We start from the raw sequence: 22,722 nt of genomic DNA, 5'->3' as shown, positions 1-22,722 counted from the left end.
CCTGCTCCCAACGCCCCGGTAATCGTCGGGGCGTCCCCGATGCGCTATCTGATCTCTTGCCCCTGATTGCCCAGACGCATCTTCAGCAAGGCAACCAGACTTGCCTGCGCGCTGTCCTCGGCCTTGATCTCAGCCGTATGCGGCCGTTCGCGCAGCGCCACCCGCATGGCGTGGAAGCCAAGTGCGCGATAGGCCTCCATCTGCTCTTCCGAGAAGAACTGATCGCTGGTCGATTCATGCGGGAAAAGCGGGTAGCGACGCTCGTAATCGAGGACATAGTCGGGCTCATCGCCGGTAACCGACGCCTTGACGTAGACAAGGATGCCTTCGACCGGATCATTCTCGTAGAGGATCTTGCCGACCGCGAAATGCCGCAGATGCAAATCCGATTCCGGCGGGACGATCTTGGTGCGGTTGGCGTCGCGCGCCAGCGCCGCTTCCCTGACCGGTCGCCAGTCGAGCGAGATGCGCACGCCGAGATCGATCCGCGCGAAGCGTTGGACGTCGGTGAAGGCGCCGAAATTCATGCCGGCATCGGCCTCGGCGTCGACCACGATGATCAGCTTGCACCTGCGCTTGAGCAGTTGGTAGAGGCCGATATTGTCGATGTGGCCGCCATCGGTGATGTAGACCCGCGAACTGTCGGACCTCAGCTGCCCCGTCGCCTCCGCGAGCAGATACAGCCGCAGGATATCTTCCCAACTGCGCCGCGGGGGCCGCTTTCCAAGCGCAATCCCGCTCGGGTTGGGAAGCCAGAACCCCAGTCGCAGGTTGAGCAGGGCAAGCGTCGGCCCAAGCAGGCCGAGGCTGGTGCGACCCATGCTGGAGGAGATGGCGGCCCCCGAGATCGCCGCTGCTGCCGCGAGGTCCAACTGCCCCTCTGCCTTGGCCATTGCTGTCGAGGACGCATATCCGGTCGAGGTGCTGCCGACGAAATGTTTTGAAAACAGGAAGAATTCGGCGTTGCGCCCTCTCTTGCTCGGGTCGGCCTCGGGAAGGCTGTGGACTTGCACGGCAGGTGGGGGCGCGATTGGCCGATGGTGGCCCGGCAGAATGATATCCGGCCCGCCCCACCAGGCCCTCAACCTTATGGCTGCGGCAACCTTGGCGCCCACCCAGCGGATCGCGCGGACGAGAACGGACCTCTTCGGAGGACCGGCTGTTTGCCCGGCATCCCTGGCGCGGCGCACATTCAACGTGCCGTTTATCAACAGATAGGGCGCCATCGCGCCGAGGGCATCCAGCGCGATGTCGGCCTGGTCTTCGCTGCCGCCGAGGCGAAATGCCTGCCGAAGCCGGTCGCGGTAAAGGCGGTGCAACCCATTGGCGTTCTCGGTGAAGTTGAAGGCCACCATTGTGACGATGGCGCTGATGGCCAGATAGTTGAGCAGCACGGTGGATTCGTCGTGCTGCCAGACCCCTTTCGCCATTCTGGCGGCCACGGCGAAAATGGCTGAGCATGCAATGAGCAGCAGCACCTTGATGACCACCGATCCGCTATAGTCATGCCTCATCGCGCCAAAGAAGCCACTGAGCCGACCGGGGGCCAGATCGTCGGCGAGATAGCGAACCACAAAGGTTCGCGCCGCCAGAAACAGCGCCATCGATATGACAAGGATCGTGAACAGGACGCGATTGTCGGCCGTCAGCCAGGCTGGACCGTAGGCATAGCCACTGTCGCGGCCAAACAGCCACGACACGTCGAAGCCCCAGATCGTGATCGGCGAAAAGATCTTGATGCCCCAGATCGTGATCAACAGAAAGAAGCCGTAGATCAGCAGGGGCAGGGCAAGACCGAGTGCGAGAAATGCCGCGCGCGCCAGATAGCCGCGCAGCTGGTGTCCGATCCCCGGCGAATTCAGGGCCTTCTGCAGCCAGGAAATCAGAATGCCCCTGAAGGCGGCGGTGGCTGTGACGATGGCCCCGGCCGCCGTGATCAGCGCCTTGAGCGTCTCCATTGTCGTCTGCCGATGACCAGCCTTCGGAGAGGTCACCTCGATCAGCCACAGGATGATCTTCGGCTGAATTTCAATCAGGAGCAGGCCGGCAGTGACCAGCAGCAGGGTGCGACCGCCCTTGGCCCAATTGCTGTCCTGTTCCAGGCGCTCGCCTTTGCGCGCAAAGGCATAGCTGTCGGTATAGGACCGTCGCAAGCCCCAGACGACCAGCCAGACGGCGAGAACCACCATCATCGACCGCGAGAGCACGAACGGGTTGGCCACCAGCGATCGCAGGCTGGCGGCCCATCCCGCCTTGCCCCAATCGTCGCCGAAGAGCCAGTTGGCGACGTCGAGCACGATGCTGTGCCCGAGATGATCGGTGGTCGGGTTGGTCAGGATGACGAATGTCGCCAGCGGCAGGATCAGCGTCAGCAACAGCAGGACATTGACCATCCAGCCGCGCATCAGAATGCCGATCGACAGCGTGATATCCTGGAAGCCGCGCGGCGCCAGGAAACGGCTGTTGTCGCGGATGTGGCCGACCAGCGCGTTGTCGCGCACGTCGTCGCCCGAGGCGAAGGGAAAATCGGGCCGCTTGCGCTTGCCACTCTTCGCCGGCGCGAGTTCCTGGCGCGTCATGTCGGCGATCATCGCCGATCCGATGTAGCCGCCGCCCGATACCGTCGACAGATAGTCGATCCGAGGTATGAGCTTGTACTGGTCGAGTGCCTGAAGCGCGCCGAGGCAGAGCGAAGCCGATCTTATCCCGCCACCCGAAAGCGCCACGCCAAACAGCCAGGCCGGATCACCCTTGGCAACGGAATCGGGCTTGCCGCCAGTATCTTTTGATGCATCGACGCCGAGCGCGCGGCGGCGATCGAGGATGGCGTCATACTCCGCCCGCAGAACCCTCTCGAATTTGTCGGTATACGGGCCAGAATTTGATTCCTCTCCTCGACTGGCCATAGCTATCCCCCGACACCGCTATTGCTGAACAATACAATAGGCAAACAAGGTTTTTCGCAAGGATTATTGCCGTCAGGAAAGTGAAACCGCCGCCTGGATCATCCGTGACTTGAAAATCACGGGCGACTTTAACGACAGCATGCGCTTTGCTTCGCGAGGCACGCGAGCCCGCCAGGCGGCCGCCCGTCGGCATCGCCATGCCGACAATTGCCGCCAACGGTCGCCGCTCAGCCCGCCGCCGCTCCCTGCACGAACTGCGCCTGAAATTCGGGGCTCGGCGGGATCGGCTTGATCACGTCGATCAGCACGCCGTTCGGATCCCTGGTGATGAAATGGCGCTGGCCGAAAGGTTCGTCGCAGAGAGTTCTGAGGATCGGCAGGCCGGCGGCCAGCACCCGCTGATAGATCGCGTCGGGGTCGCGGACCTCGAAATTGATCAGCAGGCCCGACGTGCGGCCCCGCCCTTCCTCCGGGATCGTTTCGTGGTCGCCCTGGACGATGCCGAGATTGACCCGGCGGTCCTCGGCCGACTGCAGATGCACATACCAGTCGCTCTCGAACAGCGGCTTGAAGGCGAAATGCTCGACATAAAATTCTTTCGTACCGGCGACGTCGCCTGTCATCAGCACCGGATAGTAGCTCGTCGTCTTCATCTTTCCTTCTCCCGTCAAACAACATACAGTCTGCATGTAAATGCAATAACATACAGGCTGCATGTATGCAACGAGAATCCTCGCGCCGCTCCAACCGCGACCGCACCGAGGCGACGCGCGCCGATCTGATCGACGCCGCACGAAAACTATTCACCGAAAAGTCCTATGCCGAGACCGGCACGCCGGAGATCGTCGCCGCCGCCGGCGTCACCCGCGGCGCGCTCTATCACCATTTCGCCGACAAGCAGGCGCTGTTTGCCGCCGTGGTCGAGCAGGAGGCTGGCGCGGTGGCCGAAGAGATCGAGCGCGCCTCGCCCGCATCGCTCCCTGCCCGCGACGCGCTGATCGCCGGCTCGGACGCCTATCTCGCGGCGATGCGGGCGCCGGGCCGCACCCGCCTGCTGCTTCTCGACGGGCCCGCCGTGCTCGGCCGCTCCGCCATGGATGAGATCGACAACCGCCATGGCAACCGCTCGCTGCGCGAAGGCCTCGTCGCGGCGATGCGCGAGCAGTCCATGGCAAGACTGCCGATCGAGCCGCTGACCGCATTGCTCGCCGCTGCCTTCGACCGCGCCGCGCTTGCCGTCGAAGCGGGAGCATCGAGCGGCGACTACCGCGCCGTGCTCATGGCGCTGATCGACGGTCTGTCTCCGGCTCCTCCTCGGTCCACACGCCCGGCTCCATCTCGTTGAAGCAGCCGAGCCCTCGTTTGAACCGGTCGATCAGCCAGGCCGCAGCCGGCTTCGGGCTGCTGTCATTGCGATGCATGGCAAAAAGCGGCGAACGCGCCTCCCTGAAGACCTCGAGGTCGAGCTCCACCAGCCTGCCGCTTGCCAGATCGTCGGCGATCAGCCAGCGCGGCAGGCCTCCCCAGCCAAGCCCCTCCCGCATCAGCATATGCTTGGTGCGCATATCGGTCAGCCGCCAGGTGCGGTAGGCGAAGACGCCGAAGTCGCGTCCCTTGGTGCGTTCGGACTGGTCGGTGACGACGAGTTGCGTATGTTCGCGCGCATCCTCGAGCGTCACCGGCTTCGGCAGCAGCGCCAGGGGATGGCTGGGCGCGGCGGCCAGCACGATCGACATGAAGCCGATGCGCACGAGGTGGACGTCGACCTCGCCCAGCATGCCGCCGATACCGAGGTCGGCCTGCCCGCTGAGCACATGATCGGGAATGACACCAAGCGTGCCGATATGCAGGCGCAGCATCACGGTCGGAAACTGCGCCTCGAACGCCTTCAGCACTCGCACCAGCACCGGCGAGGGCAGCGCCGCATCGACAGACAGCGCGACTTCGGCCTCCAGTCCCTGATGATGGCCGTCGACACGCGAGCGCATACGCTGCAGCACGCCGATCATGCGCCGCGCATCTTCGAGCATCGCCCGTCCGACTACGGTCAGTTGCGGTTCGCGCGTCCCCTCGCGCTCGAACAGTTTCAGCCCAAGCTGCGCCTCCAGGTTGGCGATACCATAGCTGATGACGGATTGCGCCCGGTTCAGCTTGCGGCCGGCGGCCGAGAAACTGCCGGTATCGGCAACCGCCACCAGGATCTGCAACTGGTCGAGCGTTGGATTGGGCTGCATCGTTATATCTATTTTGTGGATGGATCGTATAGAAAATATACCAGTTTTTCGAATGAGTCGAGCGACCCATATTCAGCGGGACAGTTCAATCCCACTGGAGAGCCCCGCAATGCCCATTCTTCTTGTCACCTCGAGCCCGCGCGGCGCCGCCTCGCACTCGACCCGCATCGCCACCGAGCTTGCCAACAAGCTGCTTGCCGCCGATCCGTCGAACACGCTTGTCGTGCGCGATCTCGTCGCCAATCCGCTGCCGCATATCGATCCCGACTATTCGACCGGCATCTACACGCCCGCCGAGGCGCGCAGCCAGCGCCAGGCCGAAGTCGTCGGCGTCTCCGACGCGGTGCTCGACGAGCTCTTCGCCGCCGACACCATCATCCTCGCCACCGGCTTCATCAACTTCGGCATCTCCTCGACCCTGAAGTCGTGGGTCGATCACGTCGCCCGTTCGGGCAAGACCTTCTCCTACGGCGAAGGCGGGCCGAAGGGTCTCGTCAACGGCAAGAAGGTCTATATCGTGCTCGCTTCCGGCGGCATCTATTCCGAGGGCGCGGCCGTGCAGATGGATCACGCCATCCCCTATCTGCGTGGCGTGCTCGGCTTCCTCGGCATGACCGATGTCGACGTCATCCGCATCGAAGGCGTCGGCATGGGCCCGGACGCCGTTGATGCCGCGATCGCCAAGGCGACTGCCAAGGTCAACGCGGTGGTGGCCGGAACCGCCGGCAAGCAGGTTGCGGCAGCGGCGTAGACATCCGCTGTTCTTAAATTGAAAGGGCCAGACGCCGACAATCGGCGCCTGGCCCCTCTTCATTTCCGATCGTCGGCGCCGGGACGCCAGCATGTCTTAGCCGAAGATTCGCTCGCCCTGCTCGTCGACCAGTTGGATGCCCTTCTTGATCGAGATGTCGACGGCATCGTCCAGGCCGGCGAAACGGTCGGCGCGGATGAAGCGGTGTTCCTTCGTCACGCCGTCGATTTCCTTCGAGACCACGCCGCAGGTCTGGTACTGGCCATCGGCCTTGTAGGGCGTGGCGCTGATCAGGAAACCCTTGTGCTCGACCTGCTTTGCCGGCGCCGCGCTCTTGGGCTCGCCCGCATCGCCGCCACCGCCGAAAAGCTTTTTCAGAAAAGACATGGTTCAAATCTCCACTTTCACCTCGGCGCAAAATGCCTGCGCCGGTTCTCATTATCGCATTTAGGCGTCACGACGGTGCCGCGCCAGCATGATCCAATGTCCCGCCCCGTTCCAGCCCCTTGATGAAGACGGCGACCAGGAGCTCGATCTGCTCCCAAGTCTCGTCCGCCTGCCGCCCGGCGGAATTCGCGGCATAGCCGCTGGTGACGATGCCATGCACGCTTGACCACAAGGTGCGGGCGGCGATCCGCAGGCGGTTTTCGTCGAGGCCGAAGCGGCCGTCGGCGAGCACCCTGGCGATGATCTGCAGCAGATCGCTGAGCCGCGCCTCATAGGCGTCCGGCTCCGCATGCGCCGGCTGGCGGCGGTTGAAGGCGAGCAAGGCCGGCCAGCTCGCCGGATGCGCCTCCACGAAGCCGGCATAGGCACGCGCCAGCGCCAGCAAGCATTGCCGCGTGTCGGTCACCCCCGCCTTTTTGAGTTCGGCCATCGCTGCGGCGCCGGCTTCGCCCAGCCGATCGAGCAGCCGCATGTTCACGGCGCGATGCAGGTCGTCGATATCCCGGAACAGATTGTATATGGAGCCGACCGCGATGCCGGCCTCGGTGGCGATGGTCCTGGCCTTCAGGTTCTCCGCCCCGCCGGCTTCGATCAGATTCTCCGCGATGGCGATGACGCGCTCGCTCATCTCTTCCTTGTCCAGTGCCAAACCTTGTCTCCGCATCATCTCCGCCGCCTCTCGGGCGCGGCAACGGATGCCGGTTTACCATAATCCATTCTGCATGAACAGCGTTCAAAAAGCATCTTGAACAATGTTCATTTTCTGCTACATTGCCCTTGTGAACGATGTTCATAAAAGGGAGAACGAACAAATGCTCAGTCTTCTCAGGACATTGCTGGACGGCGCCGGCGCCAAGGCCGAGGACCGGCTGAAGGACCAGTTCGCCGTCGATCTTCTCGCCCAGCGCATCCGCGATGCCGAAGCCGGCCTCGCCTGCGCCAAGCAGACGCTCGCCTCGCTGATCGTGCGTCAGCGCGCCGAACAGGCCAGCCTCGACCAACTCGACCGCCGCATTGCCGATCTGGAGACGCGCACCCGCAGCGCCCTTGCCGCGGGTGCCGAGGCCCTCGCCCACGATGGCGCTTCCGCCATCGCCGAACTGGAGAATGAACGCGAGGTCCGCCGCACCACCGTGCGCAGCCTGACCGAGAAGACCTTGCGCATGCGCCTGTCGCTGGAACAGGCGCACCGACGCATCGTCGACCTCAACCAGGGCATGATCTCGGCGCGTGCCATCGACGCCGAGCAGAAGGCGCAGCGCCGCCTCAACCGTTCCATCGGCCGGACAGCCAGCCTCAACGAGGCAGAGGCGCTGCTCGCCCGCATCCGGGAGCGCAGCGACCCGTTCGAGGAAGCCAGCATCCTCGACGAGATCGATGCCGGCCTCAGCCAGGAAGCCATCCGTGGCAAGCTGGAGGAGGCAGGCCACGGCCCTTCGACCAAGGTCCGGGCACAGGACGTGCTCGAGCGCCTGAAATCCACGCACTGATCCACGAAACCTACTTCACCAACCAAAGGGACAACGACAATGAACGCCAATCAGACATACATCATGTTCAATACCATCTCGGTCGGCATTGCCTATTTCATGCTTGGCCTGTCGCTGTGGCTCGCCCCGGTCGACCTGTCGACCAAGGGCTATTGGGGCATGGGCGTGCTCTTGCTCACCGGCAGCCTGGTCAACCTCGTCAAATACCGCACCGACGAGCGCGTCGCCGCCGAGACGACCGCCAAGATCGAAAAGGCGCGCAACGAAAAGCTGATCAGCGAATATGTCGGCAAGGAATGACGCCGGCAGGCACGTCCCAGATACGTGCGGCTCCAGCAACGAAAAAAGCCCGGATCTTCCGGGCTTTTTTGCGTGGGGTGCTGGCGGCTTCAGCGGCGCGACAGCGCTTCAAGCGCCGCGGCGGCATCTTCCAGGATGCTCATCGCCTGCGCCTGCTTGTCTTCCGGCGCGTCGACGATTTCGCTGAGCGCCGCGCGCAGCCGGTGGCGCACGGCACGGAACGCATCGCGCTTTTCGTGGCGCCCGCGATGCCGGCCGCCCTCCTCGCTATCGTCGTTCCAGCCGAACCAGTCGCGCGCCTTGGCCATCTTGCGGCCGAAGCGTTCGAGATGGTCGAGCACGTGGTCGATCATCTCGCGGTTCTCGTCGAGATGCGCCTGTCCGGCCTCGGTGATCGAGAACACCTTCTTGTTGCCCTCCGCCGAGGAGATGGCATAGCCCGCCTCTTCCAGGAAGGTCAGCGTCGGATAGACCACGCCCGGGCTCGGGCTGTAGATGCCGCTGGTGCGCTCCTCCAGCGCCTTGATGATGTCGTAGCCGTGGCGCGGCGCCTCGGCCAGCAGCGACAGCGTGATCAGCTTGAGATCGCCGTCGGCCAGCATGCGCCCGGCGCGGAACATGTCGCCCGGGCCGCCGCGGCCGCCGCCCCGCATGCCCGCTCCGAACGGACCGAAACCGCCGCCGCGACCGCCGAACTTGCCGGCCATATGCAGGAAAGCGCGCTCGGCGCGCTCGCCGAAAGGATGATGTCTGTGCATGGATTGCTCCTTGAGTTATGTCTTACGATATATCTCAATTAGGCACGCCGCCTCGTCGAGTCAAGATATATCTTACGTTGTATCTGAAAACAGCACCAGCGGGATTGATTTCGCTAACGCCCGCCGCTAGAAGGCGCGCGAGGGTCGACGACCGCTCCGTAAGCGTCTGACGTCAAGCAACGCATCCATCCCCGGTCGTTCCGGGCAATTGCGCCGCAAGCGGCCAAAGGATGCCTATGCGCTCGACCGGACACTTCAGGGAAAATCCCAAATGCCCACGACCCGCAAGCGCGGCAGACTGCCCGCGCGCTATGCCGCTGTTCTCACTCCGCTGGTGCTGTCGCTGTTGATGACCTTCATCGTCTCGTTCATCTCGACGCTGAAGAGCCTTGGGCTTCAGCCCGGCCTGCCGGCCGTCTGGCTGACGGCCTGGGGCCTCTCCTGGCTGGTGGCGTTTCCGACGCTGATCATGGTTCTGCCGGTGGTGCGCCGCATCGTCGGCTGGCTGTGCGAACCCGCCTCCAGGTAGCCGGCAAGGCCCGGACCCGGATCCGGGCCTACCCTCATCGGCGAGCCCGTCGTCTACCAGCGGCCCTTGCGCCGGTTCCAGGCGTAGAGAAGATCGGCGAAGCGATCATAGGCAAAGCGCGTCAGCGGCAACGCAACCGGATTGCCGAACAGTGCCGCCAGCCAGCCTTCGCCCGGCGTCCTCCGCCACACCGCGATCGCGACGTCGGCGCCGACCAGCAGCCTGCCCTCGGCGTCGGTGGCGTGCAGGCGGCGGCGGATATCCTCCAGCGCAGCGCCGTATCCGGCGAGCGCCGCCGGTTCGAGATTGATGTCGCGGAATTCGATCCGGCCCGCCTTGACCGCCTCGACAAGCCGGCGCTTCTGCCTGCCGATGCCGGCGTCGCAGACCGGGCAGCGCGTGTTGTACCAGACGGTCAGCAGGGGCTTCGACATGGCGCGACTATCGGCGAGGCGGCACGGCCCCGCAATATGACGCAGCGCCACGCAGACCCGCGACGCGCCGAGCGCTACCCGAGCGAAGTGATGATCTCGCGATAGGCGAATTCCGGAAATGCCTTCAGGGTCCGTGTCCTGACACTGCCGCCTGCCGCCAGCATCAGCGCGAAGCGCGCGATCACCGCGTCGTCCGGCGCCTCGACCACGGCCACCATGTCGCAGTCGCCCATGGTCAGATAGAACGCCTTGAACGATCCGCCCATCTCGCCCAGCTGTTTCTTGGCGGCATCGAGCCGCTTCGGTGACTCGCGCACATTCCTTGCGCCCTGCTCGGTCCAGTTGAGGAGCAAGATGTAAGTCGTCATGGCATACCTCCCTCCGGCGCCACGGAGCACGGCTCGGGTCATCGACCTTCCACCGGGGCGGGCATCCGGTTTGTCGCCCGGAAAACGCATCCGACGCGCGAAGTATCCTCCTGGCAGCTGTCACGGGCAAGAGCAGCAGAGCCATCGACCAGAATGAAAAAGGGCGCCAATGGCGCCCTTTGGATTGCGATGGCTTGCCTGCCTCAGCTGTCGAGGAAGCTTCTCAGCTTGCGCGACCGGCTCGGGTGCTTGAGCTTGCGCAGCGCCTTGGCTTCGATCTGGCGGATGCGCTCGCGCGTCACCGAGAACTGCTGGCCGACTTCTTCCAGCGTGTGGTCGGTATTCATGCCGATGCCGAAGCGCATTCTGAGGACGCGTTCCTCGCGCGGCGTCAGCGAGGCGAGCACGCGGGTCGTCGTTTCGCGCAGATTGGCCTGGATCGCGGCGTCGATCGGCAGGATCGCCATCTTGTCCTCGATGAAGTCGCCGAGATGCGAATCCTCCTCGTCGCCGACCGGCGTTTCGAGCGAGATCGGCTCCTTGGCGATCTTCAGCACCTTGCGCACCTTCTCCAGCGGCATGGCCAGCTTCTCGGCCAGTTCCTCCGGCGTCGGCTCGCGGCCGATCTCGTGCAGCATCTGGCGCGAGGTGCGCACGATCTTGTTGATCGTCTCGATCATGTGCACCGGAATGCGGATGGTGCGCGCCTGGTCGGCGATCGAGCGGGTGATCGCCTGCCGGATCCACCACGTCGCGTAGGTCGAGAACTTGTAGCCACGGCGGTATTCGAATTTGTCGACCGCCTTCATCAGGCCGATATTGCCTTCCTGGATCAGGTCGAGGAACTGCAGGCCGCGGTTGGTGTACTTCTTGGCGATGGAGATGACGAGGCGCAGGTTGGCCTCGACCATTTCCTTCTTGGCGATCGCCGCTTCGCGCTCGCCCTTCTGCACCTGGTTGACGATCTTGCGGAATTCCAGGATCGAGATCGCCGTTTCGGTGGCGAGGTTCTGGATCTCGGAACGCAGATCGCGGATCGCGTCCTTCTCGTTCTTGGTGAATTCCTTCCAGCCGCGCGAGGTCAGGTTGGCGATCGAGCGCGTCCAGTTCGGATCGAGCTCCGAGCCCTGATACTCCTTGAGGAATTCCTCGCGGCGCACACCGTAACTTTCGGCCAGCCGCAGGAGCTTGCCCTCGTTCTGCACCAGGCGCTTGTTGATGTCGTAGAGCTGCTCGACCAGCGCTTCGATGCGCGCCGTGTTGAGCGACAGCGACTTCACCGCCTTGATCAGCTGATCCTTCAGCTCCTTCAGCCGGCGGTCCTGGCTGGGCGACAGCGTACCGGCCGCGGCCAGCCTGTTCTCGACCTGCTGGTCCTGCAGCTTGCGCAGCTTCTTGTAGGTGTCGGCGATGACGTCCAGCGTCTCCATCACCTGGGGGCGCAGTTCCGCTTCCATCGCCGCCAGCGACAGGCTCGCCTCGTCCTCGTCGTCCTCGTCTTCCTCCAGCCCGCGCGTGTCGCCGCCGACATTGGTGATGTCGTCTTCCTCGTCGCGAGCGGCGGAGCGGCCACGCGGCTTTTCGTCCGCCTTGGGGGCTTCCTCGATTCGCTCGACCACTGGCGCCTGCTTGGCTTCGGGTCCGGCATAGGTGGCTTCGAGGTCGATGATCTCACGCAGCAGGATCTTCGATTCGTTGAGCTCATCGCGCCAGATGATGATGGCCTGGAAGGTCAGCGGGCTTTCGCAGAGCCCCGCGATCATCGTCTCGCGGCCGGCCTCGATGCGCTTGGCAATGGCGATTTCGCCCTCGCGCGACAGAAGCTCGACCGAGCCCATCTCGCGCAGATACATGCGGACCGGATCGTCGGTGCGATCGGTCGGCTCCTTCTTGGTGGTCGTGGTGGCGACGGCGGTGCCGGTCTGCTCGGCGAGTTCGTTGGCGTCTTCCTCGGCGTCCGCGCTCGTATCGGCGGCCTCAGACTCCTCGCCCTGCTCGTCGTCCTCGACGACATTGATGCCCATGTCGGAGAGCATCGCCATCGTGTCCTCGATCTGCTCGGAGGTCACTTCCTCCGAAGGCAGCACCGAGTTCAGCTCGTCCATCGTAACGTAGCCGCGCTTCTTGGCGGCCTTAATCATCTTCTTGACAGCATCATCGGAAAGGTCGAGCAGAGGGCCATCGGTGGCGCCTTCGCGTTCGGTCTCGACCTCTTCCTTTTCCTTTGTCGCCATTCTTTGTCGTCTCCAAGCGGCCTTAAAGCGGAGCCGCGTAAGCTGCAGTGCCGGTCAAATCGGATGCGCTCGCACCAGAACGCTCTTCACCGGGCCAGTAACCGCATCTCTCGTTAAGTCCAGATTAACCCTGATATCTGTGGCAGGCCTTTTGCCCGTCCAGTGACCAGTACCCGGCATCTCTCAATTTTCCCGTCGACGCCTGGCACGGGTTAATATTTCGAATCGTCCTGATTCCGCCATTCTGCCAGAAGGTCAAGCGCCTCTCGCATGATTCGCATGAAAAAAGCGAATCAATTACCCGACTTAGAGGCGTCGATTCGACGCGGGGACATTTCCATTTCGCTCTTTGGACGGAGTTTGGACCCTATACGCGCCCGACTCTGCCCGAGGATACGCCAAACCCTTCGATCAGCGCTTCCGTTGCCTGTACATCGTTGAATTGCGCCTGAATCTCGATCAGATGCCGGAAATTTTCGTCCGAGGGATCCGCGTCGAGCGCTGCCTGCGCCTGTTTCAGCTCTCTATGTAAGGTGCGCGCGCTGCGCTGCAAGTGCAGCGCCTGGTTGAAGGCGTCGCGGGCATCCTCGAGCGCGGCGGTTTCGAGCGCCGGCCACTGCCGCGCGCGCTTGATCAGTTCCACCGCCCGCCCCCAGATGCCGCCGCACCCGGCCCGCTCAATCGTGGCGATCACCGCGCCGCGCTCGTCGGCGGCATCATGCGCCATGGCGTCGAGGATCGCGGCGTGCAGTTTCTTCAAGTCGGCATTGGCAAGGTCGAGGAATTCGACATGGGCGAAATTCTCGTCGATCAGCGGCGGGTGGTTGACGAGCGCCACGATGATCGTCGCCTCCCGCACCGACATGCCCTCGCCGCGCTTGACCAGCGCCGACTGTCCGAGGCTCTCGGTGATGGCGATGCGGCCGCTTGCGCCCTTGGCGAACTGTCCGCCGGGCGCCTTGCCCTGGCCGCGCTCCCCCGGCCGGCCGCCATCATGACGACCCTGCCGCGGGCCGCGCTGCGAGCCGAAGAAGCTCTGTTCGCGCTCGCGCATCTCCTGCTGGTAGTGATAGCGCGTGCTTTCGTCGCGGATGCGGCTGGTCAGTTCACGCAGCGTCTTTCCCAGTTCCGCCCGCCGCTCCGGCGTGTCGAAAACGCCGCCCGCCGTCTCGCGCATCCACAACAGGTCCACCAGCGGCCGCGCATCGGCAAGCACCGCGCGGAACGCGTCCGGCCCCTCGGCCTTGACCAGATCGTCGGGATCCTTGCCTTCCGGCAGCAGCGCGAAACTCGCCGAGCGCCCGGCCTGTACCGACGGCAGCGCAAGATCGGCGGCACGCCATGCCGCCTTCAATCCGGCCTTGTCGCCGTCGAAGCACAACACCGGCTCCGGCGCCATGCGCCACAGAAGCTCCAGCTGGTTCTCGGTGAGCGCGGTGCCGAGCGGCGCCACGGCATTCTCGAAACCGGCCTGCGCCAGCGCGATCACGTCCATATAGCCTTCGACCGCGATCACCGTACCGCCCTTGGCCAGTGCCTTGCGGGCGCGGGCGAAATTGTAGAGCACATTGCCTTTGTGGAAGAGCTCGGTATCGGGCGAGTTCATGTATTTGGCGAGCGCGTCGGGCGCCAGCGCCCGGCCGCCAAAGGCGATGATCTTGCCACGCGAATCCGGGATCGGAAACATGATGCGGTCGCGGAACCAGTCGTAGGAGACCGGGATGTCGTCGCCATGCCGCACCAGCCCGCAGGCCTCGATATCGGCCTTCGGCACGCCCTTGGCGGCAAGATGCTCCTTCAGCGCATTGCGGCTGTCCGGCGCATAACCCAGCCGAAACGACTGCTGGGTCGCCGAGGTCAGACCACGCTCCCTCAGATAGGCGCGGGCCTTTGCGCCTTCCGGCCCCTGCAACCGCTCCTGGAAGAAGGCGGTCGCCATCTCCATGACATCGGTCAGACTGGCGCGTTCCTTCTCGCGCCGTTCCTCCTGTTCGTCGCGAACCGGCATCGGCACGCCGGCCATGTCGGCGATCTTCTCGACCGCCTCGGGAAAGCTCATGCCGTCGAGCTCGGTCAGGAACTTGAAGTGGTCCCCCGACACCGAGCAGCCGAAGCAATGGTAGCGGCCCTTCTTGTCCTCGCAATGAAAGGACGGGCTCTTCTCGCCATGGAACGGGCAGCAGGCCCAATAGTCGCCGCGCGATGCATTGGTCTTCTTCCTGTCCCACGCGACGCGCTGGCCGATGACCGAGGAAATCGGCACACGGTCGCGGATCTCGTCGAGGAAGGCGGGCGGAAAGCGCATCGGGAAACTCTTTTCCCGTCCATATAAGCACGCTTGCCGGACCGCACGACCCCAAATACGGACGATGCCCGGTTTCCACAGGGCAAAAGGAAAGCGGCCGTCGCCGGCCGCCTTCTTCAAAACGCAGCTCAGTGCTGGCTGGCTTACTGCGCGGCGATGGCACCAAAGATGATGCCGGAGAAGATGCTGACCAGCACATAGTCGTTGCCGACGCGGATCCACTCCTGGCCAGGGCCCGGACGGCGCAGGCCATAACGGCCGTAATTGCGGATCGGCTGGTGCCGCTTCCAGCTGGAGTACTTCTGCCCGTTGCGCCAATGACTGCGCTTCACCACGACCTTCTTCTTGATGACGCGCTTCCTCACGTCGACGTGCTTGCCGGGCTGCTGCCAGTCGACCTGGCTATAGTTCGACTGCGGCGCGACCGGCGCATTGAGCGGCGCGGCCTGGCCCGAGACGGACGTGACGGCCAGCATCGAGGCGGCGACGGCGGAAAGAACGAGACGTTTCATCACGGGTACTCCTTGGTTGTCGATGCACAAGCAATAGGGTGCCGGGGATGAACCGAAACTGAATGGTAGAATTACAATTATGTAATGATTTCTTGCATTTAGGATGCCAAATTCAACATCGTCGTCAGATGGGGCGTTTGATAGGCGCGGGAGCGCCGGGCGGCATGCCGCCACCGGGCCGGCGGGCCATGCAACCAAATCGCCGTCCATCCATTTCCGACACGCCCTGTCGTGCGCCAACCGTCGCCCGACGGTCAAAATCTATTATCCGGCTAAAGTAAATCGGCGTATTCTCGGTTCTGAAATGTCTATGATTCGCACCCTCTATTGCCTGGTCGACGGTTCGGCTCGCGCGCAGCGCGCGCCCGTCGGATCGCGAGATCGCGCATGAGCGGTTCCGTCGTCCTTCTGCATCTTGCCGGCGCCGTGGCGCTGATGTTGTTCGCCACCCGCATGGTCAAGACAGGCGTCGAGCGCGCCTATGGCGATGCGCTGCGCCACAGGCTGCGCGCCACCATGCGCAATCCGCTGATGGCGGTTCTGGCCGGCTGCGGCCTCTCGATCGCGCTGCAGAGCTCCACCGCCGTGACCTTGCTGGTCGGCTCCTTCGCCGGCGCCGGCATCGTCTCCGGCATGTCCGGCCAGTTGGCCGTGCGCGGCGCCGAGATCGGCTCGGCGCTGGTGGTCAAGCTGCTCACCTTCGACCTCTCGCTGCTGGTCCCGGTATGCCTGGTCGCCGGCACCGTCATGTTCATGGCCACCGAGCGGCGCGACTGGCGCCAGTCCGGTCGCATCCTGGTCGGCATCGGCCTATTGCTTCTGTCGCTGGAGATGATCGGCCAGGCCTCGGAACCGCTGCGCCAGAGCACGCTGATGCCGATGATCGTCAACTATTTCTCCGGCGATTTCGTCACCGCCTACCTGCTTGCCGCGCTGGTCACCTGGCTGTTCCATTCCTCGATCGCGGCCGTCCTGCTCCTGGTGACGCTGGCTGGCCGCGGCTTCATCCCGCCCGAGCTCGGCATCGTGCTGGTGCTTGGCGTCAATCTCGGCTCTTCGATCATCGCGCCGCTGCTCACCCGCAACGCCGAGCCCGGCGTGCGCGTCGTGCCGGTCGGCAACCTGCTGATGCGCGGCATGGGCTCGCTGGTCATGCTGATCCTGTTCATGACGCTGAAGCCGCCGGTCGGCTTCCTCGGCGCCAGCGTCCCCGACCAGATCGTCAACGCCCACATCCTGTTCAATGTGATCGTCCTGCTCGCCGGCCTGCCGCTCGCCAGCCTCGTCTACCGCGCCTCGGAGAAGATCGTGGCGCTCGGCGCCAAGCCGGAGCAGGCTTCGGCGCTCGACATCGTCGAACTGTCGGCGCTCAACGAAAGCGCGCTTGATACGCCGAGCCAGGCGCTGGCCAACGCTACCCGCGAGGTCGTGAGGGTCTGCGAGACCGTCGAGATCATGCTGAAGCGCATCATCGAGCTCTACGAGAGCGCCGACGCCGACAAGATCAAGGCGCTCGCCGCGCTCGACGACCGCGTCGACAAGAAACACGCGGCGATTAAGCTCTATCTGGCCAAGGTCACCAAGAACCCGATGAGCGAGGACGAGGCGCTGCGCTGCCAGGAATTGATCGGCGCCTGCGTCAAGCTGGAGCAGGTCGGCGACATCATCGTGCGCAACATGCTGGTGCATGTCAGGAAGAAGCTCGAGCGGGGGCTGGAGTTCACGCCCGAAGGCTGGCGCGAGCTCAGCGCCTTCCATGCCTCGGTGCTCGCCAATGCGCGCCTTGCCTTCAACGTGCTGGTCTCGCGCGACCCCGAGGCCGCCCGCCAGCTGGTGCTGGAAAAGGACCGGCTGCGCGACCGCGAGAAGGAAACCAGCGCCAGCCATTTCGTGCGGCTGCGCGACGGCACCGCCAAGAGCGTCGAGACCAGCTCGATCCACCTCGACACCATCCGTGACTTGAAGCAGATCAACTCGCTGCTCGCCTCCATGGCCTATCCGGTGCTGGAAGAGCGTGGCCTGCTCGGCGGTTCAAGGCTGAAGGCGGGCTAGGTCGATACCGGGTGCGGCGACATCACCTCAGTCCCATCAGAATTTGTCTTTGCTCATCCTCTCGTCTCTCGGCTAAGGATCGTGTGAGGTCTACTGGGAGGATGATCGGCGATGGACACCCATTCACGCAGCTTCGCCAAGGCGCTTTCCTGGCGCGCCACCGGCACCATCGACACGATGATCATCTCGCTGGTGGTAACGGGCAGCGTCAAGCTGGCCGCCGCCATCGGCGCCACCGAGGTCGTCACCAAGTCATTGCTCTACTATCTCCATGAACGGGCATGGCTGAAAATCCCTTACGGCAGGAAGACGGCCTTCCTGGCCCCATCGGCAGCTGACCGACCGGATTGAGCCGGTCAAGAAAAGCTAAAGCGGCATCGACATTTTCTGCATTGCCGGCGGCGCCCATCCATGGTTTGAGGCCATCTCATTTGGGATCGCTTGCCGCGCCATGCTTCCTCTCATTGCCCTGTTCATCGCCGCCTTTGCCTTCGGCACCACGGAATTCGTCATCGCCGGCGTGCTGCCGCAGGTCGCCGGCGGCCTCGGCGTTTCCATTCCTACTGCCGGTTACCTGGTCTCCGGCTACGCCTGCGGCATTGCCGTTGGCGGTCCGCTGCTGGCACTCGCCACCAAGACGATCTCCCGCAAGACCCTGCTCATAGGCCTCGCCATCGCCTTCACCATCGGCCAGGCGGCTTGCGCGCTGGCGCCTGACTTCACCTCGATGCTGCTTCTGCGCATTGCAGTCGCCGTGGCGCACGGCGCCTATTTCGGGGTCGCCATGGTGGTGGCCGTCGGCCTCGTGCCGGAAGACAAGCGCGGCATGGCGGTGGCGGTCATCCTGTCCGGCCTCACCGTTTCCAACGTCATCGGCGTGCCGGCCGGAACCGCGATCGGCAACCTCTGGGGCTGGCGCGCCACTTTCTGGGTGATGGGCGCGCTGGGCGTGGCGGCAATTGCCGCCATGCTTGCTTTGTTGCCCCGCACGGCGGGTTCGTCGAACAGCCCCGCCAGCCTTTCGCACGAGGTCCGCGTTCTGGGACGTCAGCAGGTCTGGACCTCGCTCATCCTGATGCTGATGCTGATGATCGGCCAGTTCGGCCTGTTCACCTACATCACCCCGACCTTGCTCGAAGTCACCGGCCTCGATGAGAGCCTGGTGCCCTGGGTGCTGCTGCTCAATGGCGTCGGCGCAACCATCGGCGTCTTCCTCGGCGGCAAGCTGGCCGACTGGAAGCTGATGCCGTCGCTGATCACCATGCTGCTCCTGCAGGCGCTGGTGCTTGGCGTCATCTATGCCGTCAGCCCCTACCCCGTGCCGATGGTCGTTGCGATCGTCATCTGGGGCGGCCTCAACTTCGCCATCGGCGCGCCGATCCAGACCCGCATCCTGGCCTGGACGGCGGACGCCTCCAATCTCGCCTCCTCGCTCATCCCCTCCGGCTTCAATGTCGGCATCGCGCTCGCCGCCTCGCTGGGTGCGGCCATGCTCAATGCCGGCTACGGCTACCGTAGCCTGCCGGTGGTCGGCGCGCTGGCCATGCTGGTCGCGGTCGCCGTGGCGGTGGCCTCGCAAGTCTGGGAAGGGCGCAGCCGCGTGGCGCCGCCGCTGCCCGCGGCAGCCGAGTAGCGACGCCTCGGCCACGGCGCCAGAAGACACGGCAAAACAACGCGTTGTCGCGCCCTCCTGAATCAGATCGTCAGGCTGCCATCGTCCGCTATAGATCGATGCGGAAGCGCAGGCTCTCGGCGCCGCCATAGGCTGCGTCCTCGAAGAAGCGGCCGACGTGCCTGCCGCCATTGGCCAGGATCACCTTGTGCGAGGCCGAATTTTGCGGCTTGGCGGTGATCTCGACAAAGGGCAGGCCGACCGCCCTCGCCTCGTCGAGCATCAGCCGCAGCGCCTCGGTCGCATAGCCACGCCCTCGCTTCCACGGCACCACCGCGTAGCCGATATGACCGAGAACATGCGAGGGAAGCGCCGCCGTACCGGGCTGCCAGCGGAAGCCGATCGAGCCGGCGGCCTCGCCGTCCCAGATCCAGCGCCGGAAGCCGGGCAGCCGTGGCACCGTCGTGCCGTCCGGCAGCGTGATCGGCAGCCCCCTGCCTCCGGGATCGTCGAGACCGGCGAGGAACGCAAACGGGTCCTGTTCGATGGCGGCGAGCTGCTCTCGCGTCGCTTCCTCAAGCCGCACATTGTCCGGCGACCAGCCGCGCTCCAGCGCCGCCTTGTAGGACGGCAGGTGTTCGAGTGCTGGCTTGACGATTTCAACCATGATGCCATTCCGGCTTTGGGGTGGGCAGCTAAACTAGAAGTGTTTCGCAGATTGGCGCGAGACCTTTTATGATCGCCTCCAGGTGATTCATCGCAAGACACAATGCGTTGACGGGGATGAGTTGGTGCGGTTGAGATCTGTTCCGCTGGGTGTGGCTATCCTCAGCCTCCTTGCCATTGTCGTCACCTTGACGGCTTCGCCTCGATCTTTCGCCGCCCTGCAACCGTCCGGCATTCCGGCCTGGCTGCAGGCCCATGTTGGCGAGGGCGATGGCCAGATCGCAGAGGTCGTTCTGGAGCGGGCGCGCGCGCTTTACCTGAAAAAAGTGGCCGCCGGCGCCGTCAGCAACCCCTGCTACTTCGCCATGGATGCGACGCGCCCCGGCGATCTCGGCAACGGCGTGCTGGGGCGCCGCTACTACATCATCTGCGAAGCCAGCCAGTCGTTTCACGCGATCTCGTCGGGCCACGGCGGCGGCCGCAACCTGAAAGGCACCGTCGATTTCTCAAACGGCAGGCGATGCGCCAGGAACTTCGGCAATGCGATGGATTCGGAATTGACCGCCGGCGGCGCCTACATGACCCGCGAGGCGAAAACCTCGTTCAAGGGCTTCTATCGCACCGGCGCAAGACGGGACACGGCTTTCCTGCGCACCTTCATCCAGTTCGACGGCGAAGGCGAAGCCGCCAATGCCAGGCAGCGCGTGATTGGCGGCCACGCGGCCCAGGTTCTGCGCGGCATGTGCCTGCGCAAGAACCCCAACAGCTCTTACGCCGACCATGACGGCATGGTGCCGTTCGGCAAGCTGGTGGACTATGCCGGCGGCCGCAGCAATGGCTGCACCAGCTGGTCGGCAACCGATGCCGCGCAGCTCATCGCGATGGTCAAGGGCAACCCGACGACGCTCTACATCTATCCGGAATCGGGAGACATCGCCGCCGTGGCGGGCGGCCGTTCCGCTTCGGGCGCCTACTGGAACGCATCCTGCCTGAAGGATATCGGCAGGCCGAAATTCTGGCCGAGGAAGACCCTCGAGCCGATCATTGCCCAGTACAAGAAGGACCATCCGGCGCCGCCGCCGCAGCCGCTGCCGATCTGCAAGGGGTCGTGAGGCCGCCTCCCCCGTGAAGCGGGCGAGCGCAGGTTACTGCAACAGCCCTTTGACGATGCTGCTCGCCTTGCCGAAATCCATCTGGCCGGCATATTTCTGCTTCAGCGCGCCGATCACCTTGCCCATGTCCTTCTGGCTGGCGGCGCCCGTCGCCGCGATCGCCTCGCGTGCCGCAGCCGTAACGGCGGCATCGTCGAGCTGCGTCGGCAGGAAGCCGCGGATGATCTCCATCTCGCCACGCTCCTGCGCGGCCAGTTCCGGCCGCTTGCCGTCCTCGAAAGCCTTCGCCGATTCCTCGCGCTGCTTCACCATCTTGGCCAGGATCTGCAGGATCTCTTCTTCGCTCGCGGCCGGCTTGCCGGCACCGCGATTGGCGATGTCGCGGTCGTGGATGGCGGCCTGGATCAGCCGCAGAGTGGGCAAGCGGTGCTTGTCCTGCGCCTTCATCGCGCTCTTCAGGGATTCGGCGATTTTTTCGCGCATCGTGCTCTCTCCTTCGAACGGCGCGGACAATAGCTTTGCCCCGCGCGCAAAGCAAATCCAGGCAAGCCACTGATATTGCTGGAGAAACAAAATCGGGACTGGTTTCCGGCCACCGCATTGACCGCTTTGGCGCCTTCGCCTATGTACTCGGTCCTGCATGAGACAATGAGTTCATGCCGCCCAAAAGTGCATAGCGGTTTTGGGAAAACGGCATGAGCGAGAAGAACTGACGCGCGGAAGCCGCAGAAATCGCTGCTCCGCGCCGTTTGCTGCGCAGTTGGTCCCAGACCCGCTGTAACGCAGCCTTACAGGAGTGCCGCCATGGCGACGACGACTGCCCCTTGGAATACCGAGAAGCCGACCGCGCTTTTGGTGCTTGCCGACGGCACCGTCATCGAGGGTCGCGGCCTCGGCGCCACCGGATCGGCGGTCGCCGAAGTCTGCTTCAACACCGCGCTCACCGGCTACCAGGAAATCCTCACGGACCCATCCTATGCCGGCCAGATCGTCACCTTCACCTTCCCGCATATCGGCAATATCGGCACCAATGACGAGGACATCGAGGACCTCAACCCGGCCGCCCGCGCCGGCGCCGTCGGCGCCGTGTTCAAGGCCGATGTCACCAACCCGTCCAACTACCGCGCCGCTGGCCATCTCGACCAATGGCTGAAGAAGCGCGGCATCGTCGCGCTTTCGGGCATAGACACGCGCGCGCTGACCGCGCTGATCCGCGAAAAGGGCATGCCCAATGCCGTCATCGCGCATGCGCCGGACGGCGTCTTCGACCTCGACGATCTGAAGCGGCGCGCCGCCGCCTGGTCGGGCCTGATCGGCCTCGACCTCGCCAAAGAGGTCACCTCGGGGCAATCCTCCGTCTGGCGCGAGACGCCCTGGGTCTGGAACGAAGGCTTTGGCGAGCAGGCCGAGCCGTCGCTGCACGTCGTTGCTATCGACTATGGCGTCAAGCGCAACATCCTGCGTCTGCTCGCCGGCCTCGGTGCCAAGGTCACCGTTGTGCCGGCCAAGACCGGCGCCGAGGAAATCCTCGCCATGCAGCCGGACGGCATCTTCCTCTCCAACGGTCCCGGCGATCCGGAAGCGACCGGCGACTACGCGGTGCCTGTGATCCAGGACCTGCTCAAGACCGAAATCCCGGTGTTCGGCATTTGCCTTGGCCACCAGATGCTGGCGCTGGCGCTGGGCGGCAGGACCGCCAAGATGCATCAGGGCCATCACGGCGCCAACCATCCGGTCAAGGACCACACCACCGGCAAGGTCGAGATCGTCTCGATGAACCATGGTTTCGCGGTCGACGCCGACTCGCTGCCGGAAGGCGTCGAGGAGACCCATGTCTCGCTGTTCGACGGCTCGAACTGCGGCATCGCGCTCACCGGCCGTCCGGTGTTCTCGGTCCAGCATCACCCCGAGGCCTCGCCCGGCCCGCAGGATTCGCACTATCTGTTCCGCCGCTTCGTCAACCTCATCCGCGAGAAGCGCGGCGAGCCGGCGCTGGCCGAACGCGCCTAGCA

The 22,722-nt window shown here is 64.4% G+C and carries 23 protein-coding genes; 10 read left to right on the top strand and 13 right to left on the bottom strand.

Annotated elements, in window-relative coordinates:
• Positions 1–44: 44 nt before the first annotated feature.
• Complete coding sequence (locus EN857_RS20400) at positions 45–2,906, bottom strand: patatin-like phospholipase family protein (RefSeq protein ID WP_135859046.1); 2,862 nt, start codon at positions 2,904–2,906, stop codon at positions 45–47.
• A gap of 227 nt (positions 2,907–3,133) precedes the next feature.
• Complete coding sequence (locus EN857_RS20395) at positions 3,134–3,559, bottom strand: VOC family protein (protein WP_127308814.1); 426 nt, start codon at positions 3,557–3,559, stop codon at positions 3,134–3,136.
• A gap of 65 nt (positions 3,560–3,624) precedes the next feature.
• Here EN857_RS20395 and EN857_RS20390 point away from each other — a divergent pair, with 65 nt between their 5' ends.
• Complete coding sequence (locus EN857_RS20390; protein ID WP_127391796.1) at positions 3,625–4,251, top strand: TetR/AcrR family transcriptional regulator; 627 nt, start codon at positions 3,625–3,627, stop codon at positions 4,249–4,251.
• On the opposite strand, the gene EN857_RS20385 is transcribed toward EN857_RS20390, so the two are convergent.
• Entirely contained in the window at positions 4,184–5,140 is a 957-nt protein-coding gene (locus EN857_RS20385) for a LysR family transcriptional regulator (protein ID WP_127391797.1), read from the bottom strand. The genes EN857_RS20390 and EN857_RS20385 overlap by 68 nt on opposite strands.
• Before the next feature lie 109 nt (positions 5,141–5,249).
• Here EN857_RS20385 and EN857_RS20380 point away from each other — a divergent pair, with 109 nt between their 5' ends.
• On the top strand, positions 5,250–5,891 hold the full coding sequence (locus EN857_RS20380; RefSeq protein WP_127391798.1) for an FMN-dependent NADH-azoreductase: 642 nt from the start codon (positions 5,250–5,252) through the stop codon (positions 5,889–5,891).
• A gap of 96 nt (positions 5,892–5,987) precedes the next feature.
• On the opposite strand, the gene EN857_RS20375 is transcribed toward EN857_RS20380, so the two are convergent.
• Together EN857_RS20375 and EN857_RS20370 are read right to left on the bottom strand one after the other, a co-directional pair.
• Positions 5,988–6,278: an HlyU family transcriptional regulator gene (locus tag EN857_RS20375; RefSeq protein ID WP_127284277.1), complete on the bottom strand. Its 291-nt coding sequence runs from the start codon at positions 6,276–6,278 to the stop codon at positions 5,988–5,990.
• 67 nt (positions 6,279–6,345) lie between these two features.
• A complete protein-coding gene (locus tag EN857_RS20370; protein ID WP_127391799.1) occupies positions 6,346–6,987 on the bottom strand; it encodes a TetR/AcrR family transcriptional regulator in 642 nt (213 codons plus the stop codon).
• A gap of 163 nt (positions 6,988–7,150) precedes the next feature.
• On the opposite strand from EN857_RS20370, the gene EN857_RS20365 reads away from it, so the two are divergent.
• The gene (locus EN857_RS20365; protein WP_127391800.1) at positions 7,151–7,828 is read left to right on the top strand and encodes a PspA/IM30 family protein; all 678 of its coding nucleotides are present in this window, start codon (positions 7,151–7,153) and stop codon (positions 7,826–7,828) included.
• Positions 7,829–7,867: 39 nt separating this feature from the next.
• Complete coding sequence (locus EN857_RS20360; protein WP_126058794.1) at positions 7,868–8,128, top strand: YiaA/YiaB family inner membrane protein; 261 nt, start codon at positions 7,868–7,870, stop codon at positions 8,126–8,128.
• A gap of 89 nt (positions 8,129–8,217) precedes the next feature.
• Here EN857_RS20360 and EN857_RS20355 read toward each other — a convergent pair whose 3' ends face one another.
• On the bottom strand, positions 8,218–8,886 hold the full coding sequence (locus EN857_RS20355; RefSeq protein WP_127308809.1) for a PadR family transcriptional regulator: 669 nt from the start codon (positions 8,884–8,886) through the stop codon (positions 8,218–8,220).
• Between the two features lie 271 nt (positions 8,887–9,157).
• Here EN857_RS20355 and EN857_RS20350 point away from each other — a divergent pair, with 271 nt between their 5' ends.
• A complete protein-coding gene (locus EN857_RS20350) occupies positions 9,158–9,415 on the top strand; it encodes a DUF2798 domain-containing protein (protein ID WP_127391801.1) in 258 nt (85 codons plus the stop codon).
• Positions 9,416–9,468: 53 nt separating this feature from the next.
• Here EN857_RS20350 and EN857_RS20345 read toward each other — a convergent pair whose 3' ends face one another.
• From EN857_RS20345 to EN857_RS20325, 5 genes are all read right to left on the bottom strand, one after another.
• Positions 9,469–9,849 (bottom strand): DCC1-like thiol-disulfide oxidoreductase family protein, encoded by a 381-nt coding sequence (locus EN857_RS20345; protein WP_187331430.1) that lies wholly within the window; start codon positions 9,847–9,849, stop codon positions 9,469–9,471.
• Between the two features lie 74 nt (positions 9,850–9,923).
• A complete protein-coding gene (locus tag EN857_RS20340; RefSeq protein WP_127284282.1) occupies positions 9,924–10,217 on the bottom strand; it encodes a GYD domain-containing protein in 294 nt (97 codons plus the stop codon).
• Between the two features lie 203 nt (positions 10,218–10,420).
• Positions 10,421–12,451, bottom strand: a complete 2,031-nt coding sequence (gene rpoD, locus EN857_RS20335) for an RNA polymerase sigma factor RpoD (protein WP_127391802.1) — start codon at positions 12,449–12,451, stop codon at positions 10,421–10,423.
• Positions 12,452–12,818: 367 nt separating this feature from the next.
• On the bottom strand, positions 12,819–14,756 hold the full coding sequence (dnaG, locus tag EN857_RS20330) for a DNA primase (RefSeq protein WP_135859043.1): 1,938 nt from the start codon (positions 14,754–14,756) through the stop codon (positions 12,819–12,821).
• A 143-nt stretch (positions 14,757–14,899) separates the two neighbouring features.
• Positions 14,900–15,268 carry an RcnB family protein gene (locus EN857_RS20325; protein ID WP_135859041.1) on the bottom strand — a complete coding sequence of 123 codons (369 nt, stop codon included), beginning with the start codon at positions 15,266–15,268 and terminating at the stop codon, positions 14,900–14,902.
• Between the two features lie 387 nt (positions 15,269–15,655).
• On the opposite strand from EN857_RS20325, the gene EN857_RS20320 reads away from it, so the two are divergent.
• From EN857_RS20320 to EN857_RS20310, 3 genes are all read left to right on the top strand, one after another.
• Positions 15,656–17,320 (top strand): Na/Pi cotransporter family protein, encoded by a 1,665-nt coding sequence (locus tag EN857_RS20320; RefSeq protein ID WP_127393207.1) that lies wholly within the window; start codon positions 15,656–15,658, stop codon positions 17,318–17,320.
• Positions 17,321–17,431: 111 nt separating this feature from the next.
• Complete coding sequence (locus EN857_RS20315; RefSeq protein ID WP_127393206.1) at positions 17,432–17,671, top strand: DUF2061 domain-containing protein; 240 nt, start codon at positions 17,432–17,434, stop codon at positions 17,669–17,671.
• 100 nt (positions 17,672–17,771) lie between these two features.
• The gene (locus tag EN857_RS20310; RefSeq protein ID WP_127393205.1) at positions 17,772–18,953 is read left to right on the top strand and encodes an MFS transporter; all 1,182 of its coding nucleotides are present in this window, start codon (positions 17,772–17,774) and stop codon (positions 18,951–18,953) included.
• A gap of 88 nt (positions 18,954–19,041) precedes the next feature.
• Here the strand turns inward: EN857_RS20310 and EN857_RS20305 are convergent, their stop codons facing one another.
• Positions 19,042–19,599 (bottom strand): GNAT family N-acetyltransferase, encoded by a 558-nt coding sequence (locus tag EN857_RS20305; protein ID WP_127393204.1) that lies wholly within the window; start codon positions 19,597–19,599, stop codon positions 19,042–19,044.
• A gap of 124 nt (positions 19,600–19,723) precedes the next feature.
• On the opposite strand from EN857_RS20305, the gene EN857_RS20300 reads away from it, so the two are divergent.
• Positions 19,724–20,710 (top strand): hypothetical protein, encoded by a 987-nt coding sequence (locus tag EN857_RS20300; RefSeq protein ID WP_135859039.1) that lies wholly within the window; start codon positions 19,724–19,726, stop codon positions 20,708–20,710.
• Positions 20,711–20,743: 33 nt separating this feature from the next.
• Here the strand turns inward: EN857_RS20300 and EN857_RS20295 are convergent, their stop codons facing one another.
• Positions 20,744–21,193 carry a GatB/YqeY domain-containing protein gene (locus tag EN857_RS20295; RefSeq protein ID WP_127284896.1) on the bottom strand — a complete coding sequence of 150 codons (450 nt, stop codon included), beginning with the start codon at positions 21,191–21,193 and terminating at the stop codon, positions 20,744–20,746.
• 321 nt (positions 21,194–21,514) lie between these two features.
• Here EN857_RS20295 and carA point away from each other — a divergent pair, with 321 nt between their 5' ends.
• Positions 21,515–22,720 (top strand): glutamine-hydrolyzing carbamoyl-phosphate synthase small subunit, encoded by a 1,206-nt coding sequence (carA, locus tag EN857_RS20290; protein WP_128346341.1) that lies wholly within the window; start codon positions 21,515–21,517, stop codon positions 22,718–22,720.
• Positions 22,721–22,722 lie beyond the last annotated feature (2 nt).

The sequence above is a fragment of the Mesorhizobium sp. M4B.F.Ca.ET.214.01.1.1 genome (assembly GCF_004791545.1).
Classification (GTDB): Bacteria; Pseudomonadota; Alphaproteobacteria; order Rhizobiales; family Rhizobiaceae; genus Mesorhizobium; species Mesorhizobium abyssinicae.
This window is presented reverse-complemented; position numbering and strand designations above follow the sequence as displayed.

Coding starts and splice junctions, on each gene's coding strand:
- EN857_RS20400 (WP_135859046.1), bottom strand. CDS start 2,906: ATGGCCAGTCGAGGAGAGGAATCAAATTCTGGCCCGTATACCGACAAA.
- EN857_RS20395 (WP_127308814.1), bottom strand. CDS start 3,559: ATGAAGACGACGAGCTACTATCCGGTGCTGATGACAGGCGACGTCGCC.
- EN857_RS20390 (WP_127391796.1), top strand. CDS start 3,625: ATGCAACGAGAATCCTCGCGCCGCTCCAACCGCGACCGCACCGAGGCG.
- EN857_RS20385 (WP_127391797.1), bottom strand. CDS start 5,140: ATGCAGCCCAATCCAACGCTCGACCAGTTGCAGATCCTGGTGGCGGTT.
- EN857_RS20380 (WP_127391798.1), top strand. CDS start 5,250: ATGCCCATTCTTCTTGTCACCTCGAGCCCGCGCGGCGCCGCCTCGCAC.
- EN857_RS20375 (WP_127284277.1), bottom strand. CDS start 6,278: ATGTCTTTTCTGAAAAAGCTTTTCGGCGGTGGCGGCGATGCGGGCGAG.
- EN857_RS20365 (WP_127391800.1), top strand. CDS start 7,151: ATGCTCAGTCTTCTCAGGACATTGCTGGACGGCGCCGGCGCCAAGGCC.
- EN857_RS20360 (WP_126058794.1), top strand. CDS start 7,868: ATGAACGCCAATCAGACATACATCATGTTCAATACCATCTCGGTCGGC.
- EN857_RS20355 (WP_127308809.1), bottom strand. CDS start 8,886: ATGCACAGACATCATCCTTTCGGCGAGCGCGCCGAGCGCGCTTTCCTG.
- EN857_RS20350 (WP_127391801.1), top strand. CDS start 9,158: ATGCCCACGACCCGCAAGCGCGGCAGACTGCCCGCGCGCTATGCCGCT.
- EN857_RS20345 (WP_187331430.1), bottom strand. CDS start 9,849: ATGTCGAAGCCCCTGCTGACCGTCTGGTACAACACGCGCTGCCCGGTC.
- EN857_RS20340 (WP_127284282.1), bottom strand. CDS start 10,217: ATGACGACTTACATCTTGCTCCTCAACTGGACCGAGCAGGGCGCAAGG.
- rpoD (WP_127391802.1), bottom strand. CDS start 12,451: ATGGCGACAAAGGAAAAGGAAGAGGTCGAGACCGAACGCGAAGGCGCC.
- dnaG (WP_135859043.1), bottom strand. CDS start 14,756: ATGCGCTTTCCGCCCGCCTTCCTCGACGAGATCCGCGACCGTGTGCCG.
- EN857_RS20325 (WP_135859041.1), bottom strand. CDS start 15,268: ATGAAACGTCTCGTTCTTTCCGCCGTCGCCGCCTCGATGCTGGCCGTC.
- EN857_RS20320 (WP_127393207.1), top strand. CDS start 15,656: ATGAGCGGTTCCGTCGTCCTTCTGCATCTTGCCGGCGCCGTGGCGCTG.
- EN857_RS20315 (WP_127393206.1), top strand. CDS start 17,432: ATGGACACCCATTCACGCAGCTTCGCCAAGGCGCTTTCCTGGCGCGCC.
- EN857_RS20310 (WP_127393205.1), top strand. CDS start 17,772: ATGCTTCCTCTCATTGCCCTGTTCATCGCCGCCTTTGCCTTCGGCACC.
- EN857_RS20305 (WP_127393204.1), bottom strand. CDS start 19,599: ATGGTTGAAATCGTCAAGCCAGCACTCGAACACCTGCCGTCCTACAAG.
- EN857_RS20295 (WP_127284896.1), bottom strand. CDS start 21,193: ATGCGCGAAAAAATCGCCGAATCCCTGAAGAGCGCGATGAAGGCGCAG.
- carA (WP_128346341.1), top strand. CDS start 21,515: ATGGCGACGACGACTGCCCCTTGGAATACCGAGAAGCCGACCGCGCTT.